This window comes from Jiangella alba (assembly GCF_900106035.1).
GTDB lineage: Bacteria > Actinomycetota > Actinomycetes > Jiangellales > Jiangellaceae > Jiangella > Jiangella alba.
In genome coordinates, this window is record NZ_FNUC01000003.1 from 1,838,224 (window position 1) to 1,859,971 (window position 21,748).

At 73.5% G+C, this 21,748-nt stretch carries 18 protein-coding genes; 13 read left to right on the forward strand and 5 right to left on the reverse strand.

Features of this window, described 5'->3' with window-relative positions; genetic code table 11:
- Positions 1-38: 38 nt before the first annotated feature.
- A complete protein-coding gene (locus BLV02_RS11000) occupies positions 39-797 on the forward strand; it encodes a class I SAM-dependent methyltransferase (RefSeq protein WP_245737724.1) in 759 nt (252 codons plus the stop codon).
- 230 nt (positions 798-1,027) lie between these two features.
- On the opposite strand, the gene BLV02_RS11005 is transcribed toward BLV02_RS11000, so the two are convergent.
- A complete protein-coding gene (locus BLV02_RS11005) occupies positions 1,028-1,804 on the reverse strand; it encodes an SGNH/GDSL hydrolase family protein (RefSeq protein ID WP_216094347.1) in 777 nt (258 codons plus the stop codon).
- Positions 1,805-1,894: 90 nt separating this feature from the next.
- Here BLV02_RS11005 and BLV02_RS11010 point away from each other — a divergent pair, with 90 nt between their 5' ends.
- The 7 genes from BLV02_RS11010 (at position 1,895) to BLV02_RS11040 (ending at position 10,117) form a co-directional block, all read left to right on the forward strand.
- A complete protein-coding gene (locus BLV02_RS11010) occupies positions 1,895-2,986 on the forward strand; it encodes an ArsR/SmtB family transcription factor (protein ID WP_141711686.1) in 1,092 nt (363 codons plus the stop codon).
- 82 nt (positions 2,987-3,068) lie between these two features.
- On the forward strand, positions 3,069-4,727 hold the full coding sequence (locus BLV02_RS11015; RefSeq protein ID WP_069112805.1) for an ABC transporter substrate-binding protein: 1,659 nt from the start codon (positions 3,069-3,071) through the stop codon (positions 4,725-4,727).
- Positions 4,728-4,743: 16 nt separating this feature from the next.
- Complete coding sequence (locus BLV02_RS11020) at positions 4,744-5,781, forward strand: ABC transporter permease (RefSeq protein ID WP_083288871.1); 1,038 nt, start codon at positions 4,744-4,746, stop codon at positions 5,779-5,781.
- Entirely contained in the window at positions 5,778-6,659 is an 882-nt protein-coding gene (locus BLV02_RS36450) for an ABC transporter permease (protein WP_083288870.1), read from the forward strand. Before BLV02_RS11020 ends, BLV02_RS36450 begins: the two co-directional genes overlap by 4 nt.
- Entirely contained in the window at positions 6,656-8,437 is a 1,782-nt protein-coding gene (locus tag BLV02_RS35605) for an ABC transporter ATP-binding protein (RefSeq protein ID WP_069112804.1), read from the forward strand. Before BLV02_RS36450 ends, BLV02_RS35605 begins: the two co-directional genes overlap by 4 nt.
- 46 nt (positions 8,438-8,483) lie before the next feature.
- Complete coding sequence (locus BLV02_RS11035; RefSeq protein ID WP_069112803.1) at positions 8,484-8,831, forward strand: cupin domain-containing protein; 348 nt, start codon at positions 8,484-8,486, stop codon at positions 8,829-8,831.
- The gene (locus tag BLV02_RS11040; RefSeq protein WP_069112802.1) at positions 8,828-10,117 is read left to right on the forward strand and encodes a threonine synthase; all 1,290 of its coding nucleotides are present in this window, start codon (positions 8,828-8,830) and stop codon (positions 10,115-10,117) included. Before BLV02_RS11035 ends, BLV02_RS11040 begins: the two co-directional genes overlap by 4 nt.
- A 197-nt stretch (positions 10,118-10,314) precedes the next feature.
- Here the strand turns inward: BLV02_RS11040 and BLV02_RS11045 are convergent, their stop codons facing one another.
- Positions 10,315-10,893: a putative immunity protein gene (locus BLV02_RS11045; RefSeq protein WP_069112801.1), complete on the reverse strand. Its 579-nt coding sequence runs from the start codon at positions 10,891-10,893 to the stop codon at positions 10,315-10,317.
- 38 nt (positions 10,894-10,931) lie between these two features.
- Between BLV02_RS11045 and BLV02_RS11050 the strand changes: the two genes are divergently transcribed.
- On the forward strand, positions 10,932-11,915 hold the full coding sequence (locus tag BLV02_RS11050; RefSeq protein ID WP_069112800.1) for an alpha/beta fold hydrolase: 984 nt from the start codon (positions 10,932-10,934) through the stop codon (positions 11,913-11,915).
- Here the strand turns inward: BLV02_RS11050 and BLV02_RS11055 are convergent.
- Positions 11,872-13,293, reverse strand: coding sequence for an MFS transporter (locus BLV02_RS11055; RefSeq protein ID WP_069112799.1), 1,422 nt, complete (start codon positions 13,291-13,293; stop codon positions 11,872-11,874). The two genes, BLV02_RS11050 and BLV02_RS11055, sit on opposite strands and share 44 nt — an antisense overlap.
- Positions 13,294-13,340: 47 nt before the next feature.
- On the opposite strand from BLV02_RS11055, the gene soxR reads away from it, so the two are divergent.
- On the forward strand, positions 13,341-13,799 hold the full coding sequence (gene soxR / locus BLV02_RS11060) for a redox-sensitive transcriptional activator SoxR (RefSeq protein WP_069112970.1): 459 nt from the start codon (positions 13,341-13,343) through the stop codon (positions 13,797-13,799).
- On the opposite strand, the gene BLV02_RS11065 is transcribed toward soxR, so the two are convergent.
- Together BLV02_RS11065 and BLV02_RS11070 are read right to left on the reverse strand one after the other, a co-directional pair.
- The gene (locus BLV02_RS11065) at positions 13,791-14,381 is read right to left on the reverse strand and encodes a GNAT family N-acetyltransferase (RefSeq protein ID WP_069112798.1); all 591 of its coding nucleotides are present in this window, start codon (positions 14,379-14,381) and stop codon (positions 13,791-13,793) included. The two genes, soxR and BLV02_RS11065, sit on opposite strands and share 9 nt — an antisense overlap.
- A 24-nt stretch (positions 14,382-14,405) precedes the next feature.
- Positions 14,406-15,290 (reverse strand): helix-turn-helix transcriptional regulator, encoded by an 885-nt coding sequence (locus BLV02_RS11070; protein WP_069112797.1) that lies wholly within the window; start codon positions 15,288-15,290, stop codon positions 14,406-14,408.
- Positions 15,291-15,414: 124 nt separating this feature from the next.
- Between BLV02_RS11070 and BLV02_RS11075 the strand changes: the two genes are divergently transcribed.
- The 3 genes from BLV02_RS11075 to BLV02_RS11085 are packed head-to-tail and all read left to right on the forward strand — an operon-like array spanning position 15,415 to position 21,748.
- Positions 15,415-19,482: a hypothetical protein gene (locus BLV02_RS11075; protein ID WP_141711685.1), complete on the forward strand. Its 4,068-nt coding sequence runs from the start codon at positions 15,415-15,417 to the stop codon at positions 19,480-19,482.
- Positions 19,479-20,798, forward strand: a complete 1,320-nt coding sequence (locus BLV02_RS11080; RefSeq protein ID WP_069112795.1) for an ABC transporter substrate-binding protein — start codon at positions 19,479-19,481, stop codon at positions 20,796-20,798. Before BLV02_RS11075 ends, BLV02_RS11080 begins: the two co-directional genes overlap by 4 nt.
- Positions 20,795-21,748 (forward strand): carbohydrate ABC transporter permease, encoded by a 954-nt coding sequence (locus tag BLV02_RS11085; protein ID WP_069112794.1) that lies wholly within the window; start codon positions 20,795-20,797, stop codon positions 21,746-21,748. The genes BLV02_RS11080 and BLV02_RS11085 overlap by 4 nt, the downstream gene beginning before the upstream one ends.

The window sequence follows — 21,748 nt, forward strand, 5'->3', positions numbered from 1 at the left end:
CGATCGTATGCGAGCCGCGAGCCGCTACGGTCTGAGCCGTGGCCTTCGACTACGACGCGGAGATGCGCTACCTCGACCCGCCGTACCGCGCCGCGCTCGGCCTGGGCTGCGCCGACCACGTGCTCGACGTCGGGTGCGGGTCGGGCCGGACGACGTGCGACGCGGCGGGCGTGGCGGTGGACGGGACGGTGCTCGGCGTGGACGTGTCGGCGGCGCGCGTCGACGAGGCGCGCGGGCGGGCCGCCGCCGAGGGGCTGCGCAACGTCGCGTTCGAGGTGGCCGACGCGCAGGCACACGCGTTCGCCGGCGCGCGGTTCGACCTGGTGATGAGCCGGTTCGGGACGATGTTCTTCGCCGACCCGGCGGCCGCGTTCGCCAACCTGGCCCGCGCGACGCGGCCGGGTGGGCGGCTGGCGATGATGGTCTGGCAGGGCCGCGCCGCCAACGCGTGGGCGGGCCCGCTGCTCGACGCCGTCGCGGGGGAGACGCGGGCACGCGACGACGACGGCGCGTTCTCGCTGGCCGCGCCCGAGGCGACCCACGCGCTGCTCGCGGCGGCCGGGTTCCGCGACGTCGCGCTCACCGACGTGGCGCGGCCGGTCTGGTACGGCGCCGACGCCGACGCGGCGCTGGCCGCGGTGCTGCAGCTGAGCGAGCCGCGGGCGGAGCTGGCCCGGCTCGACGGCGACGAGCGGATCCGCGGCCACGAGCGGCTGCGCGACCACGTCGCCGCCCACGCGACCCCGGACGGCGTGCTGTTCGACGCCCGCGCGTGGATCGTCCGCGCCCGGCGCTGACCAAAAGGGGGTGAGTGCGCGAGTGACGTCGCGTAGGCCTCAGATGATGGGCATGCCCGCGGCGGGGTGACACTCTTGCCAACAGTTGGCGCTGAGGTCACCGCGCCGGAACAGCACTCCCGGCGGGCAGGCCGGGTCCAGGACGTGCCGCCTGACCGCGTCCCGGCCAGCCACGCCGTGCGCACCTGCGCCGGGCTGATCGGCCGGCGCGCATCGCAAGATCAACAGACCTACGGATCTAGGGGCCCGACGACGGTCCAGTCGAGGAACTTGGCGGTGCGGTGGTCGCCGGACGAGCGGCCGGTCAGTCGCCGCCGCACCCACGGCGCCACGTACCGGCGGTAGTACCGGACGTTCTCGGCGAGGCCCGGCGCGGTGCGGGCCGCCCCGGCCGGCGCCATCCACGCCGGCGGGTACGACGCGCCCAGCGTCGTCAGCACGCGGGCCGCGACCCGGTGGTGGCCGGCGGTGTTGAGGTGCAGCCGGTCGTCGGACCAGTAGTCGGCCCGGGCCAGCTCGGCGTCGCTCCAGTTGTCCGCGAACGCGACGTCGTACCGCGCGGTCAGCTCCCGCGCCACGACCGTCAGCAGGTCGCCGAGGCGCTGGATGCGCCGTCCCATCGGCAGCCCGCCGCTGGGGTTGCCGCCGCTGAGGATGATCGGCCGCACGCCGTTCTCGAGGCAGCGCAGGATGACGTGCTCGGTGAGCGCGCGCAGCCGGTCGAGGTCGGCGCGCAGGCGCATGAGGTCGTTGCCGCCGCCGTTGAAGGTGAGCGCCGTCGGCTCCAGCGCCAGCGCCGGCTCGAGCTGCTCGTCGACGATCTGCCCGGCCAGCCGGCCGCGGATGGCGAGGTTGGCGTACTCGACCGGTTCGCCGAGGTGGCGGGCCAGCCCGCCGGCCAGGAGGTCGGCCCACCCGCGGGGTGTGCCGCCGGGGAGTTCGTCGCCCACGCCCTCGGTGAAGCTGTCGCCGATGGAGACCAGCCGCATGGCCTCAGTATCGGTCATCGCCCGAATCGGTCGCGCCCGACCCCTTGACGGCTTTCGTCGGCATCGATAGTTTTTCGACCACCATCGAATTTCTACCGATTGGTGACCATGAAGTTGATCAAAGGCACCGACGCGCAGGCCGTGGACCGCGGGTTCGACGGCGACGTGCGGGTCGACGCCTCGGTCTGCTACGACTTCGTGGTCAGCCTGCGGGCCCTGCACAACCCGCGCACCTTCACGCGGTCGCGTCGTTGGAGCGCGGAACAGCTGGAACGGCTGGGTGACGAGCACACCGAGGCGGCCAGGTTCCTGTTCCAGGGGTTCGACACCGCGCTGGGGTACGGGGCGATCCGCATCATCGCGGACCTCCCGCCCGGCGCCGGGCCGCGCGACCTGATCGACGCCGTCGCGGCCCGGCCGGCCGCGGACCTCGCCATGCTCATGCTCGACGACGGCGAGGCCGACGCGGAGCGGCTCGCGGCGTACCGCGAGGTGCTGGACGGCGACGCGAAGCGGGCGACGACGGCGGTGGCCGGCCTGCTGCCCGGCTGGGCGGCGCGGTGCCGCCGCGTGCTCCGCGAGCCCGGCGTCGTCCAGGCCGAGCTGGTCGCCGTGCTGGGCGGCTACCTCGACCGGGTGTTCGCCGAGCAGGCCGACGACCTCACGGTGCTGCTCGACGAGGCCGCCGGCGCGGCGCGGGCGATGCTCGACGTGGTGCCGGCGCCGACGGTGATCGAGCAGCTGACCGGCGGCTACACCCTCGGCGAGGACCTGGACCTGCGGTCGGTGACGCTGGCGCCGTCGGTCTTCGCGCACCCCTACATGTCCGCACGCGTCGACCAGGCCGCGCGCGCGGCGCTGGTCGTGTACGGCGTGCCGAGCGCCTTCTTCGACGGGTACGACCCGGTGCCGATCCGCCAGGACCTCGTCACGGCGCTCAAGGCCATGTCCGATCCGAACCGGCTGGCGCTGCTGCGCATGCTGGCGGAGCGGCCCATGTACGCCGCCGAACTGGCCGCGCAGCTGCGGCTCGGGCAGCCGACGGTGCACCACCACGTGCACCGGCTGCGGGCGGCGGGCCTGGTGCGGCAGGAACGCGACCGGGTGGGGACGCGCTACTCGCTGCGCACCGAGGCGACGGCGGAGCTCATCCGCTCGATCGAGGACTGGATCTTCGGCAGCACCGACCGGAGGTCGTGACGCCAGGGGCCGGCGCCCACGGGGGCGGTGGGCCGGCTCAACCATTCACCCGGAAGAACGCTTCGTTCCCAGGGAGACCATCATGCGTGGTCGCTACACCAGCCTCACCTCCTGCTCGCTCCTGCTCTGCACCGCGCTGGCCGTGGCGGCCTGTACCAGCGTGCCGGTGGACGAGCGTGGGCCGGCCGACGCGCCGACCATCGACGACGTCGCGGGCCGCGAACCCGTCCCCACCATCCAGCTGCTGACGAAGACGGCGGCCAACGACCCGTCGCGGTTCGAGCTGTCGCGGATGATCGTCGAGGCCTGGCAGGAGGCCGGCATCGACGCCGAGCTGCTCCCCGTCGACGACGCCCAGCTGAACGCGCGCACGTTCACCGGGAAGGACTACGACGCGTTCGTCGTGTCGTACGGGCCGACGCCGGAGCGCCTCGACCCGGACAACCTGCTGAGCCGGTTCCAGTCGGACGGCGCCACCGACGCCGGGTCGAACGTCTCGATGTTCGTCGACCCCGGCTACGACGCGGCCTACCTCGAGCAGAACCAGGCCGACGACGCCGAGACCAGGCGCGCCGCGGTCGAGGAGGCGCAGCGCATCCTCTACGACGAGGTGCCGGTGGTGCCGCTGATCTACCCGGTCGTCGGCGCGGCGTACCGGTCCGACCGGTGGGAGGGCATCGAGCCGGCCGTCGGCTACCCGCTGTTCAACGTCTGGAACGCCACCGCGGCGACCCCGCTGGACGACCGCGACACGCTGGTCGTCGGCACCGTCTTCGACCCGCCGACGCTCAACCCGGTGCTGGTCGACACCCTGGAGAGCCAGATCCCGCTGTCGCTGGTCTACGACACGCCGCTGGCGATCGACGCGGACGGCGAGACCGTCGAGCGCGCCGCCGAGAGCGTCGAGGTGTCCGGCTCGGAGGTCACGCTGACGCTGCGCGACGGCATGACCTTCAGCGACGGCACTCCCGTCACCGGCGCGGACCTCGCCTTCACCGTCGAGTACCTGCGCGACACCGCCGCGCCGCTCTACGCGGCCGGGCTGTCCGGGGTGAGCGGCGTCGCGGCGGACGGTCAGACGGTGACGATCACGCTGGCGGCGCCGGCCGCGGCCTTCACCGACGTGACGCTCACCCAGCTGCCGATCCTGCCCCAGCACGTGTGGTCGACGGTCGCCGATCCGACGACGTTCACGAACGACGCGCCGGTCGGGTCCGGCCCGTTCGTGCTGGAGCAGCGCCGCATCGGCGAGTCGCTGAGCTTCGCGGCCCGGACGGACCACTACGACGCGCCCGCGGCCGACCGGCTGGAGCTCGCCATCCTCGGCAGCTTCGAGGCCGGCATCAGCGCGCTGACGTCCGGCGAGATCGACCTCTACGACGACGTGCAGCCGGCCACGCAGTACCAGTCGCTGAAGGAGGCCGACGGCGTCACCGTCGTCGAGACCCAGAGCCACGGCTGGCGCGGCCTGCACCTCAACACGTCCCGGGCGCCGTTCGACGACCGCGCCTTCCGGGTCGCGCTGCGCGCGCTGGTCCCTTACGACGACCTCGTCGACGTCGTCATGGAGGGCGCGGCCGAGCCGGGCGGCTCGGTGATCGCGCCGAGCCTGGAGCAGTGGCACGACCCGGACCTGGCGCCGTTCGAGTACGACGCCGGCGCGGCGATGGAGGCGCTGGCCGACGCGGGCTACGCGTTCGGGCCGGACGGACGGCTCTACTACCCCGAGACCGGTTCCTGAGCGGAGGTGCGTAGCCATGGCGACAGACACCACCCCACCGGTCACCGCGGATCCGCCGGCTCCGGAACGGCGACGCGGCGGCCGCCCGCTGGCCCGGTTCCTGCTGAGCCGGCTGCTGCAGATGATGGTCACCCTCGCGGTGCTGGTGCCGCTGACGTTCCTGCTCTTCCGCGCCGTCCCGGGCGACCCCGCCGCCGCGGTCGTCGGGCCGGACATGGACCCGGCCGTCGCCGACCAGCTGCGGGAGCGGTACGGCCTGGACCAGCCGCTGCCCCAGCAGTTCCTGTCGTACTGCCTGGCGCTGCTGCAGGGCGACCTCGGCACGTCCTTCCAGTACAAGGTGCCGGTCGTGGACGTGCTGGGCGACCGGCTGGTCAACTCCGCGGTGCTGGTGGTGCCGGCGGTGCTGCTGGCCGTCGCGATCGGCATCGGGCTCGGCGCCTTCGCCGCGACGTCGGGCCGCCGGTTCGACGAGGGCGTGCGCACCTCCGCGTTCGTCATCAAGGCCTCGCCGATCTTCTGGGTGTCGACGCTGGCGCTGACGCTGTTCGGGCTCACCCTGGGCTGGGTGCCGTCGCTGGGCATGTTCTCGCCGGGCGAGGGCGGTGACGGCCTCACCCGGTTCCTGTCGCTGGACTTCCTGCACCATCTCGCGCTGCCGCTGACCATCCTCGTGCTCTACTACCTGGTCGAGCCGACGCTGACCATGCGCACCTCGATGAAGGAGGTGCTCGACCAGGAGTTCATCGAGCTCGGCCGGGCGCAGGGGCTGCCGCGGCGGCGCATCGTCTACCGGCACGGCGCCCGCAACGCGGCGCTGCCGGTGGTGACGCTGGCGCCGGCGCTCGTCGACAACATCATCGGCGGCCAGGTGATCGTCGAGACGGTGTTCTCGTGGCCGGGCATGGGCCGCGGCGTCGTCGAGGCCGTCAACAACTACGACTACCCGATGATGCAGGGGATCTTCCTGCTGACGGCGGTGACGGTCATCGTCGTGAACGCGGTCATCGACGTCGCCTACGCCTACCTCGACCCGAGGGTGAGGCTGGCATGAGCGCGGCCATCGCGACCGTCGGCTGGCAGGCGGCCCAGCGGGTCTGGCGCACCCCCGGCGCGAAGCTCGCGCTCATCGGGTTCGGGCTGTTCGTGCTGGTGGCGCTGATCGGCCCGTGGATCGCGCCGTACGACCCGTTCGCCCGGCTGCAGCTGGCGAACGGCGAGCCGGCCCGCTCGATCCCGCCGAGCCTGGAGCACCCGTTCGGGACCACCAGCTACGGGCGCGACGTGCTCAGCCAGGTGATCTGGGGGACCCGCCGCACGCTCGTCGTCGGCTTCGTCGGCGCCCTGGTGACGGTCGTCATCGGGGTCAACGTCGGGCTCGTCGCCGGGTTCGCCGGCGGGCGCACCGACGCGCTGCTCATGCGCATCACCGACAGCGCCTACGCGCTGCCGTTCCTGCCGTTCGCGATCGTGCTGGTCGGCATCCTCGGCCGCTCCGACGTCGTGCTGCTGCTGGCCATCGCGGCGCTGTTCTGGCGGACGACGGCGCGCGTGGTCCGCGCCCAGGTGCTGAGCCTGAAACAGCGGCCGTTCGTCCGCGCCGCCGTGGTGGGCGGCGCCCGGCCGCGGCGGGTGCTGTACCGCCACATCGCGCCGAACGTCGTCTCGCTGGCCATGCTCTACGGCCTGTTCCTCGTCACCGAGGCCGTCATCGCCGAGGCCAGCCTGAGCTTCCTCGGCCTCGCCCCGCCCGACTCCATCTCCTGGGGGACGATCATGTTCGACGCGTTCACCTCGACCGAGCTGAACACCACCTGGTGGTGGGCGTTCTTCCCGGGCCTCGCCATCATGCTGTTCGTCCTGTGCATGTCGCTGCTCGGCCGCGCCTACGAGTCGGCGCAGGCACACCGCTGGGAAAGCCGGCAGCCGTGACGGGCCCCGGTCTCGACGTCCGCGGACTGGCCGTCACCTACCGCGGCGCCCACGGCGACCGTCAGGCGCTGGAGCACCTCGACCTCACCGTCGCGCCCGGGCGCACCGTCGGCCTGATCGGGCGGTCCGGCTCCGGCAAGACGACGGCGGGCAAGGCCGTCCTCGGGCTGCTCCCGCGCACCGCGACGGTGACCGGCGAAGTCCGCTTCGACGACACCGACCTGCTGACGATGCCGGAACGGCACCGGCGGCGGCTGCGCTGGGAGCACCTCGCGCTGGTCCCGCAGGCCGCGATGAGCGCGCTCGACCCCGTCATGGCGGTCGACGCGCAGATCGCCGAGGTCGTCCGCGCCCACCGCGACGTCGGGCGGAAGGCGGCGCTGGCGCTGGCGCACCAGTCGCTGGAGCGCGTCGGCATCCACGCCGACCGCGCGTCGTCCTACCCGCACCAGTTCAGCGGCGGCATGCGCCAGCGCGCGCTGATCGCCATGGCCACCGTCCTCGAGCCGTCGGTGCTGGTCGCCGACGAGCCGACCACCGGGCTGGACGTCATCGTCCAGGACCGCGTGCTGGAGCTGCTGGTGCGGGCCAAGGAGGAGCTCGGCCTGGCGCTGCTCGTCGTCACCCACGACCTCGGGGTGGCGAACGAGCTGTGCGACCACGTCGTGGCGCTGGAGCACGGCCGGGTCCAGGCGACCGGCACGCCGGCGCAGGTGCTGAACCGGCCGGCCGACGCCGGGGTGGTCGTGCCGCGGCCGGCCGGTGAGGCGGCACCGGCGCTCGAGGTGTCCGGGGTGACGGTGAGCTTCGCCGGCGGGCGCGGGCTGGCGGCGCTGCGCCGGTCCAGCGAGCTGACCGTGCTGCGCGACGTCTCGCTCACCGTAGGACGCGGCGAGGTCGTCGGGCTGGCGGGGGAGAGCGGCTGCGGCAAGAGCTCGCTGGCCGCGACGCTCGTGGGCCTCACGTCCGTCGACGACGGCGCCATCCGCGTCGCCGGGCACGAGCTGGCCGCCGGCGACCGCGCCGACTGGCGGCCGCTGCGCCGGCACGTGCAGATGATCTTCCAGGACCCGTACGACTCGCTGAACCCGCGGCTGCGCGTGCGCGACGCCGTCGCCGAGCCGCTCGTCGCCCAGCGCCTCGCCGCGGACGACGCCGACCGGGACCGGCGGGTGACCCAGGCACTGGACGACGCCGGCCTGACACCCGTGGCCGACTACCTCGACCGGTATCCGTACCAGCTCAGCGGCGGCGAACGGCAGCGGGTCGCGATCGCCCGCGCACTGGTCGTCGAGCCGCGGGTGATCCTCGCCGACGAGCCCGTCTCCATGCTGGACGAGCACACCGCCGCCGGCGTCGTGAGGCTGCTCGCCGACCTCGCGCGGCGCCTGGACGTCGCCGTCCTGCTCGTCTCGCACGACGTGTCGCTGCTGCGGCGGGTCTGCGACCGCGTCGCCGTCATGTACCTGGGCCGCATCGTGGAGCAGGGGCCCGCGCGCGACGTCCTCGACACCCCGCGCCACCCCTACACCCAGGCGCTGGTGCGGGCCGTCCCCTCCCGCGTGCCCGGGCAGCGGCGGGCCCGCGTCCTGCTGGACGGCGAACCGCCGTCGCTGCGGCACCGGCCGACCGGCTGCGCGTTCCACCCGCGCTGCCCGAAGGCGTCGGCGTCCTGCGCGGGCGACGACCCGCCGCTCACCGACCTGGCGCCGGGCCACGGCGCCGCCTGCTGGCACCCCGTCGCCGTCGCGGCGGAGAAGGGAGGCGCCCGGGCCTGACGCCGCACCCGTCACCGCACCACCCCACAGCCGAAGGGAACGCACGATGCAGATCATCACGCCCGACGACGTCGAGACCAACGACAACGCGACCCGCACCAGCTGGCGGCTGCTCAACGCCGACACGCTGGGCGTCGACTACGGCGCGCGCGGCGGGCTCATCGACTACAAGCACCGCGCCGAGGCGCCGACCGACGAGCAGCTCGGCGGCGCGCACGAGCACCCGGAGTACTACTACGTGATCTCCGGGTCCGGCGTCGTCGGCCTGCCGGGCGAGCGCGTCCCGATCACCGGCGGCTCGGCGTTCGTGATCCCCGCCGGCGTCCGGCACTCGATCTGGGGCTCGTCCGCCGACGGCCCCGTCACCGCGTTCTACGTCTCGCTCAAGCGATGAGCCTGAGCCAACCGGCGGTCGCCGCCGCTGACCTGTCGCCCTCCGTGGCGACGGGTCAGCGGGCGGTCCACGACCACGACCTCAGCTATCCGCTCTGGCCGCCGCTGGTCGCGGGCTGCCCGCGGTCGAGCACCGAGACGATGGCGTACCCGCTCGAGGTGGCCTACGACTACGCCGCGCTCGCGCCGGGCGTCGTCGACGGGCTGTTCGGGCGCTCGGCGGTGCCGGCCGACGCGTCCGCCTGGGCGCCGCTGCTGCCGCCGCTGCACCCCGGCCTGGTCCGCGGCATCGGCGGGACGTCCCTGCTCGACGCGTCGGCGCTGTTCGACACCGACGTGCCCGTGCTGCTCAAGGACGAGAGCCGCAACCCGACGTGGAGCCACAAGGACCGCCTCAACCTGTGCGCCGTCAGCGCCGCCGCCCTGTCCGGCGCTCCGGGTGTCGTCGTCGCGTCGTCCGGGAACCACGGGGCGTCCGCGGCGGCCATGGCGGCGGCGGTCGGCCTGCCGTGCGTCGTCGTCATGTCGACCGGCGCGCCGCCCGCGGTCGAGTCGTTCGTCGGTGCGTACGGCGCCACCGTCCTGTCGGTGCCCCGCGACGCCCGCTGGAGCGTCGTCAAGGACGTCGTCGACCGCCTCGGCTTCCAGCCGGTGAGCAACCAGACCGTCACGCACACCGGCCACCCGTTCGGGCCCGAGGGCTACAAGACCATCGCCTACGAGCTGTTCGTCGAGCTGGGGCACCGCGTGCCCGCCGCGGTCTTCGTCCCGGCCGGGTACGGGGAGCTGCTCTACGGCGTGTGGAAGGGGTTCGAGGAGCTGCGCCTGCTGGGGGTGGCCGATCGGGTGCCGGCGATCCACGCCGCCGAGGTGGCCGGGCGCGACGTCATCGCGTCGGCCCTGCGGTCCGGGCAGCCGGCGGTGACGGTGGAGGCCACGCCGACGGACGCGTACTCGGTCGCCACCACCACCGGCGGCTACCGCGCGACCCACGTCATGACCCACACCACCGGCTCCGTCGTCGGCGTGGACGACGCGGGCATGCTGGCCGCGCAGGACCTGCTGGCCCGGTTCGGCATGTGGCAGGAGCTGTCCGGCGTGATCGGCGTGGCGGGCCTGCGCCGCCGCCTCGCCGCCGGCGCCACGTTCGACGGGCCGGTCGTGTGCATCTGCACGTCGAGCGGCTTCAAGGACAAGAACGCCCTGCGCTACCAGCCCACCCCGACCGCCCCCGACTGGGCGTCGATCGCCGCCGTGCTGAGTGCACGCGGCATCCCGGCGTCCTAGATGTACGGCTGTGACGTTGGTGCGGTGTTGAACCGCGCCGACAACCCGAGCTCGGGGTCAGGCCAGTCCTGCCGGCGCCGCTACTCTCGCCACAACGCCAGCGCAGCGCCAGGGCGGACTGGCCGACGCCGCCCGCAACCCCACCCGGGAACCGGCGGACGCCCGGGAAACCGGCGCTTGCCGGCTCGCGGCGGTCGCTATCCGCTGGTCTCCCGGGCGTCCGCCGGATCCGCGGGCGTGGCTGGTGAGCCCAGGGCGCGCAGGGCGGCGTCGAGGGCGGACATGAGGTGGGCGGGACGGCTGCGGCCGGCCGGGGCGGGCGGATAGCGGCGCAGGACGTCGACGAGGACGGGGGTGGCGCGCTGCCGGGCGAGGTCGAGGGCGGCGTCGCCGGCGCGGGGGTCGTCGCCGGCGGTGAGCTCGGCGATGCGGGCGGCGTTGGCGGCGGCGCGGAGGATGTGGCCGACCTGGTGCGCCTTGGCGATCGGGTGCAGGTAGGCGGCCGACGCGGCGTCGCCGGCGGCCTGGGCGGCGAGGCGGGCGGCCTCGGTGGGCGCCGCGGCCGCGGCCCGGTGCGCGTCCAGCGACGTCACCCGCTGCAGCTTGGTCCGGCGCCCGCCGCCGGCGAACGTCCAGGCGGCGTCGAGGGCGGCGCGCGGCCGGAGGTCGTCCGGGCAGGCCTGCTCGAAGACGGGCAGCACCTGCTGCGCAGACTCGGCCGCGTAGCGGGCCACCACCCGCAGCTCGTCGTCGGTCAGCTCGAAGTCGCCGGTCACGTCGGTGCCTCCTCCAGGGGTCCACTAGCGTGACACCCATGACGACGACGGCAGCGGCGGGTCTCACCCATCGGCTGGTGCGCTCGCCCGCGGGCCGCATCCACCTGGTCGAACAGGGCGAGGGTCCGCTGGTGCTGCTGCTGCACGGCTTCCCCGAGGGCTGGTACTCGTGGCGGCACCAGCTGCCGGCGCTGGCGGCGGCCGGCTACCGGGCCGTCGCGATCGACCTGCGCGGGTACGGACGGTCGTCGCGGCCGGGGGAGGTGGGCGCGTACCGCGTCGGCGACCTCGTCGAGGACAACGTGGCGGTCGTCGAGGCGCTCGGCGAGCGGCAGGCGGTCATCGCGGGGCACGACATCGGGTCGGTCGTCGCGGCCGACTCGGCGCTGCTGCGCCCAGACGTCTTCCGCGCCGTCGCGCTGCTGAGCGTCCCCTACACGCCGCCGGGCGGCCCTCGGCCCAGCGACGTCTTCGCCCAGATGGTCCCGCCGGGACACGAGTTCTACGTCAGCTACTTCCAGCAGCCGGGCCGGGCCGAGGCCGAGATCGAGCCGGACGTGCGCGGCTGGCTGCGCGGCTTCTACGCGTGGCTGTCCGCCGGCACCATGCCCGGCCCGGACGCGCCACCGGCGGCGCTCATCCCGGCCGGCCACGCCATGCGCGAACGGTTCCCCGACGCCCAGCCGGGCTGGCTGAGCGACGCCGACCTCGACGTCGTCGCCGCGGAGTTCGAACGGACCGGGCTGACCGGTGCGCTGAACCGGTACCGCAACTTCGACCAGGACTGGGCCGACCTCGCCGGGCACGCCGGCGCGCCGATCACCCAGCCGTCGCTGTTCGTCGCCGGCGCCCTCGACGCCGCGGTGGTCACGCTGGCCGGCGCCATCGAGGCGTTGCCCACGACGATGCCGGGCCTGCGCGGCTCGCACCTCGTCGACGGCGCCGGCCACTGGATCCAGCAGGAACGCCCCGACGACGTCAGCGCCCTGCTGACCCGCTGGCTGCGGTCGCTGCCGCGCTGACGGCCGACGCCCGCAGCGCGACCACCACGCCTACGACCCCCGCGGCCGCCAGCCCGAACAGCAGGTACCGGGCCGACACCAGCATCGACGGCGCGCCCAGGTTGAGCAGCAGCCCGCCCACGGCCGACCCGATGGCCAGCCCGATCAGCTCGACGGTGTTGACGCCGGCGCTGGCCTTGCCCGCCTCGGCCGGGTCGGACGAGCTGCTCATCACCGCGACGACGACGTGCGGGAACGCCAGCCCGATCCCGGCGCCCGCGACGACCAGCCCGAGCACCCAGACGACCACCAGCCAGACGCCGGCGTCCTCCCGCTGGAACACGCCGGTGACGGCGAGGCCGAGGGCCATGACGCCCGGCCCGGCGATGCGCAGCCGGCGCACCGCCTCGGGCCGCTGTGCCCCGGAACTGACCAGCATGGTGGCCGACCAGCCGAGCGACACGGCCGCGCCGAGGAACCCCGCGACCACCGGCTCCAGTCCGGCCAGCCGCTGCCCGAACAGCGGCGTGAACGCCTCCGACACCGTGCCGACGGCGAGGATCGCGATGCCGGCGTACAGCCACTTCAACGGCGACCCGGCCACGTAGGTCGACCGCGGCAGCACCCGCACCGGCGAGCGCCGCTCCCAGCGCACGAACGCGCCGATCACGACCACCGCGGCGGCGACCACGCCCACCATCTGTACCGTGTCGTCGCGCAGGCTCGCGACGCTGATCAGCGCGGTCGCCGCGGTCAGCAGGACGAGCGAGACGTACGGGACGGGCTCGGCGACGGCCGCGCCGTCCGAGCGCGGCAGCGCCCGCGGCACCAGGACGGCCAGCGCGACGCCGGCCAGCGCCAGCGCGCCGAACGCCCAGCGCCAGGCGCCCAGCTGGGCGAACGCGCCGCCCATGGCCGGGCCGACCAGCGTCCCGACGCCCCACATGGCCGACACCAGCGCCGTCGCCCGGGCCCAGAGCCGCTCGGGGTAGGCCCGCTGGATGACGGCGTAGCCGAGCCCGGCCAGCATGCCGCCGCCGAAGCCCTGTACGGCGCGGCCGGCCAGCAGCGTCGTCATCGTCGGGCTGACGGCGGCGATGACGGCGCCGAGCACGAACGGCGCCAGCCCGAACAGGTAGGCGGCGACCGGTCCGCGCCGGGCCAGCGTGCGGCTTACCAGCATCGACGAGATCACCGAGGCGATCATGAACACCGTCGTGCTCCACGCATAGAGCCGTTCGCCGCCGATCTCGTCGATCGCGGTGGGCAACAGGCTGGTGGTGAGGAAGATGTTCACGGCATGCAGGGCGATGCCGCCGGCCAGGACCAGCGAGGTCGTGGCCCGGCCCGCGCCGAACAGCTCGCGGAAGCTCGCCGGGCGGTCGTCTGTTGTCGTCATGGTCCGGAAACCTAGAATCTCAAGGGAGCTTGAGGTCAACCGTGGAGGTGAGCGCGCTGGAGCCCGACGATCTGCTCACGGTGGGCGAGGTGTCGCGCCGCACCGGGGTGGCGGTCTCGGCCCTGCACTACTACGAGCAGCTCGGCCTGATCGAGTCGTCGCGCACGTCCGGGAACCAGCGCCGCTACCCGCGGTTCATGATCCGGCGCATCTCGCTGATCCTGGTGGCCAAGCGGCTGGGCATCTCACTCGCCGACGTCGCCGAGGTGTTCGCGACGCTGCCGATGCAGCGCATGCCCGACTCGCACGACTGGCACCGGCTGTCCAAGCGCTGGCAGGACCAGCTCGAGGCGAAGAAGCGCGAGCTGGAGAACCTGCAGCGCGAGCTCACCGGCTGCATCGGCTGCGGCTGCCTGTCGATGAAGGCGTGCTACCTGCTCAACCCCGACGACGTGTTCGGCGCGGACGGCACCGGCCCGCGCCGCGTCACGGACGGGTCAGGCTGACTTCCACTCCTCGGCGAGCAGCGCGTAGCCGAGGCCGTCGAGCCACTGGCCGGAGCGGTGCAGCGAGTCGGCGACGTTGTGCGCCTCGCGGCGCATGCCGACGCGTTCCATCAGCCGCCAGGACGGCTCGTTGTCGGCGAAGCACAGCGCGGTGACGCGGCGCAGCCCCAGCTCCGTGAAGCAGAGCCGCAGCAGTTCGCGGACGGCCTCGGTGGCGTAGCCGTGGCCCTGGCTCGCGGGGTCGAAGACCCAGCCCAGCTCGGCCTGGACGCCGCGGGCGGCCGCGGCCACCTCGGTCTGGGCCCAGGCGTCCTCGACCCGCACCATGAGGTCCCCGATGACGGCCGCGTCGTGCTCGACCACCACGGTCGTGGCCAGCCGGCCGGGCTCGGCGAACCGGGCGCGGAAGCCGGCGGCGTCGTCGGGGAGGTCGGTCAGCCAGCGGGCCACCGGCTCGAGGCGGCGGTACTCCCAGACGGCGTCGGCGTCGTCGGGACGGGCGGGGCGCAGCGTGAGGCGGGCGGTGTGGACCGGCCAGTCGATCCGGTCGAGCACGCGGGGCGCCGAGGTGTCGTCGCTCATCGAACGCCGAGCGTATACGGCCGGTCAGGGCCGTGGCGACGCCGCCTGCCCGTAGCGGCGCCGGTACGCTCGCGGCGAGATGCCGAACACGTGGCGGAAGCGCCGGCTGAGGTAGTTCGGGTCGGGCCAGCCGTAGCGACCGCCGATCTCCGCGATGGGGTCGTCGCCGTTGATGAGGTCGGCCGCGACGTGCTCGGCCCGGAGCCGGGCGAGGTAGGTGATCGGCGCCATGCCGGTGGCCTGCGAGAACAGCCTCGACAGGTGCGACGGCGACAGATGGGTGCGGTCGGCGAGCTCGCCGAGGGTCCACGGGTGGGCGACGTCGTGCTCCAGCAGCCGCAGCGTGCTGGCGATCGACGTCGGCAGGTGCGGCGCCGGGCGCAGGCCCGCGGCCGACTCGTCCAGCTCCGGCGCCGCGGCGATCTCGCCGAGCGCTGCGGTCAGCAGGCCGACCCGCTGGGCCGACGACGAGATGCCGTCGGACGGGTGCCGCGGCGGCACGGCGGAGAGCCAGTCGATGACGCTGGCGAGCGCGGGACCGGCCAGGGCGCGCTCGGTGACCCGGCCGGGGGCGGGCGGACTGATGAGACTGCTGCACTCGGGGGTGTCGCGCAGCCAGCTCAACGCCGACTGCAGCACCTCGGTGCCGAGGTAGATGTTCCACACGCGCAGGTCGTGGCAGTGGCGCCAGCTGTGCCACTCGCCGGGCCGCAGCACCGCGCAGTAGCCCCGGCGCACCGACCGCCGGGACGAGCGGGTCTCGTGGTCGGCGCGGCCGCTCTCGACCACCACGATCTCGATGAACTCGTGGCTGTGCGGGCCGACCTCTCCCAGGCCGTCCATCAGCTCCGCGGCGATCGCCGGGCCTACGACCGGAAGCGTCTCGCGGCGTCGGTAGCGCGTGATCATGGGTTACCCCTGAGCGTTTCGTGCTACTTCAGGACCAGATCATGCTAGCTCTGGCCGTCTGCCAGGGCAATGATTGCGCAATACGTGCAAGTCGATCCGCAGCCGACGCGACAAGGAGGTCACGGTGAGCACTGACACCCGTTCGATGCGCTGGCGCCGGCCGATGGCGGTGGTCGCCGCCGCGGCGGCCGTCGTGCTCGCCCTGTCCGGGCCCGGAGCCGCGGCCGGCCCGGAGGACGGCGAGGCGGCCGGCGGGCCGGTCGAGACGGTTCCGGACGTCATGGCGCCGGGTGGTCCGCTGGTGGCGACCGACGCGCTCGGCCGCGAGCTCACCGACCACACCACGGCGCCGGCACCGCGCGACGACCGCACGGTGGGCGTGTTCTACGTGCTCTGGCACGGGTCCAACGACATGCGCGAGTACAAGAACGTCTTCGACAACAACGCCACCCTCGCCGAGGACCCGCTCGCGTGGCAGACGCCCGGCAGCGGCGCCTTCCCCGGGCCGGGCCACTTCGCCTACTGGGGCGAGCCGCTCTACGGCTTCTTCCGCAGCGACGACGCGTGGGTGGTCCGCCGCGACCTGCAGTTGCTCGCCGCCGCGCAGGTCGACTACCTCGTCCTCGACGCGTCGAACTGGGAGCTCTACAAGCCGCAGGCGATCCTGCTCATGCGGACGATCGTCGAGTTGCAGGCCCAAGGCGTGCGGGCGCCGCAGGTGGTCTTCATGACGCACACCGACTCGACGCGCGCCATGGACGAGCTCTACTGGACGTTCTACGCCGACGACGCGCCGCACCGGTATCCCAGCACCTGGTTCCAATGGGACGGCAGACCGCTGATCCTGGGCGCCGCCCCGTCTGCGCAGGTCCGCGACTTCTTCACCTTCCGCTACGCCCAGTGGCCGAACGAGCCGCAGCAGCCCACCGGCGGCTGGGACTGGATCAGCTTCGACCGCCCGCAGCGCGGCAACCACGACGCCGACGGCCAGCTGGAGCAGATGGCGGTGTCGCCCGCGCAGAACTCCGGCAGTTCGTCGATCTTCAGCTACACCGCGTGGTACGGGCTGGACGACCCGCCGTCGCGCAGCCGCAGCTTCCACGACGGCGCGGAGGACGAGTCGCCCGGCGCGGAGAACGCCGGGTACAACTTCCAGGAGCAGTGGGACCACGCCATCGAGGCCGACCCCGAGACGATCCTCGTGCTCGAGTGGAACGAGTGGATCGCCGGCAACTGGGCGGCGCGAGCCACCGACCCGCTGGTCTTCTACGACGTCGTGAACACCCGCTGGAGCCGCGACCTCGCCCCGATGACCGGCGGCTACGGCGACAACTACTACCTGCAGCTGGTCGACAACATCCGCCGGTACAAAGGGGTGGCGCCGCCCGCCGGTACCGGGGGCGAGCGCACCATCGACCTGCGCGGCGGGTTCGGCCAGTGGCGCGACGTGACGCCCGAGTACGCCGACCACCAGGGTGACACCGCGCCGCGCGAGCACGCCGGCGTCGACGCCCGGACGTACGTCAACCGCACCGGCCGCAACGACATCGTCTCGGCGAAGGTCACCAGGGACGGCGAGAACGTCTACTTCTACGCGCGCAGCCGGGAACGGCTGACCGACGTGTCGGGTGACGGCTGGATGACGCTGTACCTCGACGCCGACTCCGACGGCGCCACCGGCTGGTCCGGCTACGACCTGCGGGTGCGCTGGCACGGCGAGGACGACGCCCGGCTGGAGCGCTCCACTGGAGACGGCTGGGAGACGGCCGGGGAGGCGCTGCCGTACCGGACCGCGAAGGACGAGCTGATGGTCGCCGTGCCGCGGGCCGCGCTGGACGGCTCGGACGATCCGCTGCGGCTGGCCTTCAAGTGGTGGGACCACCAGCAGAGCGACGACATCATGGACGCCTACGTCTCAGGCGACGCCGCGCCGGACGGCCGGTTCAGCTATCTCTACGACACCGGCGACCATCCGGACGCGGGGGAGCAGGCCGGGCCGCCGGCGGTGGAACCGCTGCCGGAGCAGTCTCCCGGCTGGCACCGTATCGAGGACGACGACCACACGACCGACTACGAGGCGCACGTCACACCCGCGGCGAGCGACTGGGTGACGGTCGCCGACCCGGCGAGCTCGGGCGGCACGCACAGCTACCTCTACAACCCCGGCGGCCGCCGCGACGCCTTCTTCCGCAGCTTCATCCGGGCGGGCTTCGAGGGCAACGCCGTGCGCTGGGTGGCTCCGGCCGGCCCGAAGGGCACGGAGGCCGAGGTGTTCGTCGACGGGCTGTCCCAGGGCGTCGTCTCGCTGTACGGCGAGCACGACGAACCGCGGCGCACCGCGTTCGAGGTGCGCGGCCTTTCCGAGGGCCAGCACGAGATCATGGTGGTGTTTCTCGCGCAGAGCGGCACCTACTACCACGACTACTTCGAGTACGCCGTCGGCGCGGCCGGACTGGACGGCGACCCGGCCGGCCTCATCGGCAGCGCGTACGCCAGCGCATCGTCGTTCGCGCCCGCGCAGTGGTTCGCGACCAACGCCGGGCAGGTCAGCGACGGCCGGGTGGGCACGTACTGGCGCGGCACCCAGGCGTCCGGCGACCACGTCGGCCTGTCCTTCGGCCGCACAGTGCCGTTCGACCGCGTCGACGTGGTGCCGCGGACCGCCGACACCACGATCACCTCGTTCGAGTTGCGCCTGCACGACGCCCGCGGCTGGCGCACCGTGCATCGCGGCGGGGTGCTGGACGCCGCCACCACCGTCGAGCTCGGCATGACCCGTGCCGACGCCGTGCAGTTGCTCGTCACCGGGACCACCGGAGGCGCGCCGGAGGTGGCCGAACTGGGGGTCCGCTCGGCCCGCGACACCGCGCCGCCGCAGTCGGGCACGTCGTGGGAGTTCACCAACGGCACCGACCGCTGGACCGGGGCCGGGCCGGTGGACGGCCCGCACTGGTCGGAGGCCGGCACCATCGGCGCCGACGTCGCGGGACCCGGCGCTGCGCTGCTCTCCGCCGGCGACCTCGAGATCGACGCCGGCGAGTTCCGCTCCGTCCTCGTCGACCTGGAGAACCGCACCGCCGCCCGCGAGGCCCAGCTGCGCTACGTGGCGACCACTCCTGACGGCCGGACCGTCGAGGGCCGCCGCCCGTTCCGCATCGCCGCGAACAGCGGTCACACCGCCTACGTCGTCGACCTCACCGACGCCCCGGACTGGGCGGGCACGATCCACCAGGTCGGCGTCGAGGTCTCCGCCGACGCGGGCCGGCTGGAGCTGGGGCACGTGCGGCTCGCGCCAGATCACGCGGTGTACGCCGCGCACTTCGCCGACGACGGCCTCGACGGGTGGACGGCGCCGGGCGCGACGTGGCAGCCCGGCGGCTCCGTCGACGTCCCGCTCGACGGCGACGGTGACGTGCTCCGCTCGCCGGAGCTGCGGGCCGACCTCGCCAACGCCGACACCGTGACCCTGCGGCTGCGCAACGACTCGTCCGCCCGCCAGGGCGTCCTCCGGTTCCGCACCACCGCCGACCCGGACGGCACCGAGCACACCGTCCCGTTCGAGCTCACCGCGCACGACGAGACGTTCACGACCTACCAGGTCGGCATGGATGCGGTGCCAGCCTGGAAGGGAACGTTGGAGCAGCTCTCCGTCGAGGTCGTGGGCGCGGAGGCGGGCGAGCAGCTGCGGGTCGACACCGTCCGGGTCGAGCCGTTCGTCCTGACCTCGCTCAACACCAAGCGCACGTGGACCTTCGACGAGTCCGCCGAGGGGTGGGGTGGCGCCGGCCACATCGACGGGTTCGGGTGGCACGACGGGGGAGTGGGCGGGACGATCACCGGGCCGGACCCGCAGTTCTACTCCGCGCCCGACCTCTGGGTCGACCTCACCGAGCTCACCACGGTGTCGATCCGCATGGCCGTCGACACCACCGCGACGCACGGCACCCTGTACTTCACCACCGAGGCCGAGCCGAACTTCAGTGAGGCCAACAGCATCCGCATCCCGCTCGTTCCGGGTGAGACCGGCTACGTCGACCACGAGCTGGACCTGAGCGCGGTCGCCGGCTGGACCGGCGTGCTGCGACAGCTCCGGCTCGACCCGGAGGAGGGCGACGGCACCGGCACCTTCCACGTCGACGGGATCGAGCTGCGGCCGGACACCATCGCTTCAGCAAAGGAGCTCGACCGATGAGAACACCCCACGCCGCACGGTTCGCCGCACCCGCGGCCGCCCTGGTCCTGCTGTGCGCCGCCTGCGGAAGCGGGTCCGGCGACACGTCCGGCGGCGGCTCGGACGACGTGCGGCTGACGATGGTCGGCTGGAACATCGCGGCCGCCGAGGAGACGATCGCCGCGTTCGAGGAGGAACACCCCGGTGTCACCGTGGAGTTCCGCCCGTACGCCTACACCGACTACCTCCAGGCACTGCGTCCCGCCCTGACGGGCAACGACGGCCCGGACGTCTTCCAGGTGCAGCCCGGCGGCATGCTGACGAACTACGAGCCGCTGGCGGCCGATCTCGTCCCGCACCTGGAGGAGAGCCTGGGCGAGCAGTGGCGCGACGCCTACTACGAGGCCGGCCTCGAGCAACTCGCCTTCGACGACAAGCAGGCCGCGCTGCCCGGCATCATGAGCGCAGCCGGACTCGTGTACTACGACCAGGCGGTCCTCGACGAAGCCGGTGTCGAGGTGCCCACCACGTTCGACGAGTGGGAGACGGCCTGCGCCGCGGTCGTCGCGACCGGCCGTCAGTGCCTGGCCCACGGCGCCAAGGACGCCTGGGTCAACCTCGACGTCTTCCTGGCCGTCATCAACTCCGACGCGCCGGGGATCGTGTACGACGCCATCGCCGGCGACGTCGCGTGGGACGCGCCCGAATTCGTGACCGCCGCGACGGAGTTCGCCTCGCTGTTCCGGAACGGTGTCATCGCCGAGGGTGCGGCGTCGCGCGCGGAGTACCCCGACGCGTTCAACGAGTTCGTCTCCGGCAACGCGGCGTTCATCGCGCTCGGGACGTGGAACACCGCGGGCACCATGACGGCCGAAGGGCTGGCGCTGTCCGCCGAGGGGATCACGGGCGAGCCGTCCGGGCCGTTCTACGCCGCGCCGTTCCCGGCCCCGCAGAGCGGCAACGATCCCACGGCACTGTTCGGCGGCCCGGACAACGGCTGGGCGGTGTCGGCGCAGAGCCCGCAGCCGGACGAGGCCTACGACCTCGTCGAGTTCCTGACCCACGGCGGTGGCCAGGACGTGCAGGCGTCGCTGGCCAACTTCCCGGCGAACACCGAGGTCGCCATCAGCACCGCCGACGTCGTGGTGCCCGACCAGGTCGAGAACATCGAGGCGCAGCAGGACGGCCTGGCGGATCTCGTCGGGGCGCGGCAGATCCCGTACCCGGACCTCGAAGCGGCCCTGGGTCAGGCGCTGTCGACCATCATCGCCGATCCGGGTTCGATCGAGGACGCCCTGGCCGAGGTCGAGCAGGTGTCCGCGGGCCTCGACCGTTGACCGCCCCGTCCCAGCTGGCCCGCGCGGCGGACGGGCCGGCATCGGCCCGTCCGCCCGGCGTACCGGCGCGGGCCCGGCGCCACGACCGGCGCGCCCGGCTGGCCGGGTTCCTCTGGCTGCTCCCGGCGCTGATGCTGGTCGTCGGCGTCGTCCACGTCGGCATCGTCTACAACGCCGTCATCAGCACCACAGACTGGAACGGGATCGCGCCCACCAGGAACTCGGTCGGCCTGGACAACTACGCCGCGATCGTCACCGACGACGTGTTCCTGGCCGCCCTGCGGAACACGGCCGTCTACGCGGTCGCGGTCACGGTGCTGCAGCTCGGCGCCGGTCTCGCGGTGGCCGTCCTGGTCCGCACCCAGGCGCGCGGGCGGAACCTGCTGCGCGTCCTGATCTTCGTGCCGGTGGTGCTCTCACCGGCGATCATCGGGACGACGGCCCGCTACCTGCTCGACCAGGACGGTGCGCTGAACGGGCTGCTCCGCGCAGCCGGCCTGGGTGAGCTTGCCCGGCCGTGGCTGGCCGACTCGTCCTTCGCACTGGCCACGCTGGTCGTCATCACCGTCTGGCAGTACACCGGCTACAGCTTCGTCATCTACGACGCGGCGATCGCCCAGGTGGACCCCGCCACCCTGGAGGCAGCGCAGATCGACGGCGCCGGCAACCTGCGGATGTTCACCGCCGTGGTCCTGCCGCACCTGCGCGGCGCGCACCTGGTGCTCGTCGTGCTGACCGCGATCAGCTCGTTGAAGACGTTCGACCTCGTCATGCTCACCACGGCCGGCGGGCCGGGAACGTCGACCGAACTGCTCACGCTGCACGTGTACGAGCAGACGATCCTGCGCTTCCACGCCGGGTACGGCGCCGCGCTGTCCCTCGTCCTCGTGGCGATCGCGCTGGTGTTCGCGGTGCTGCAGGTCCGGCTCTCGCGGCTGCGGGAGGTCTGA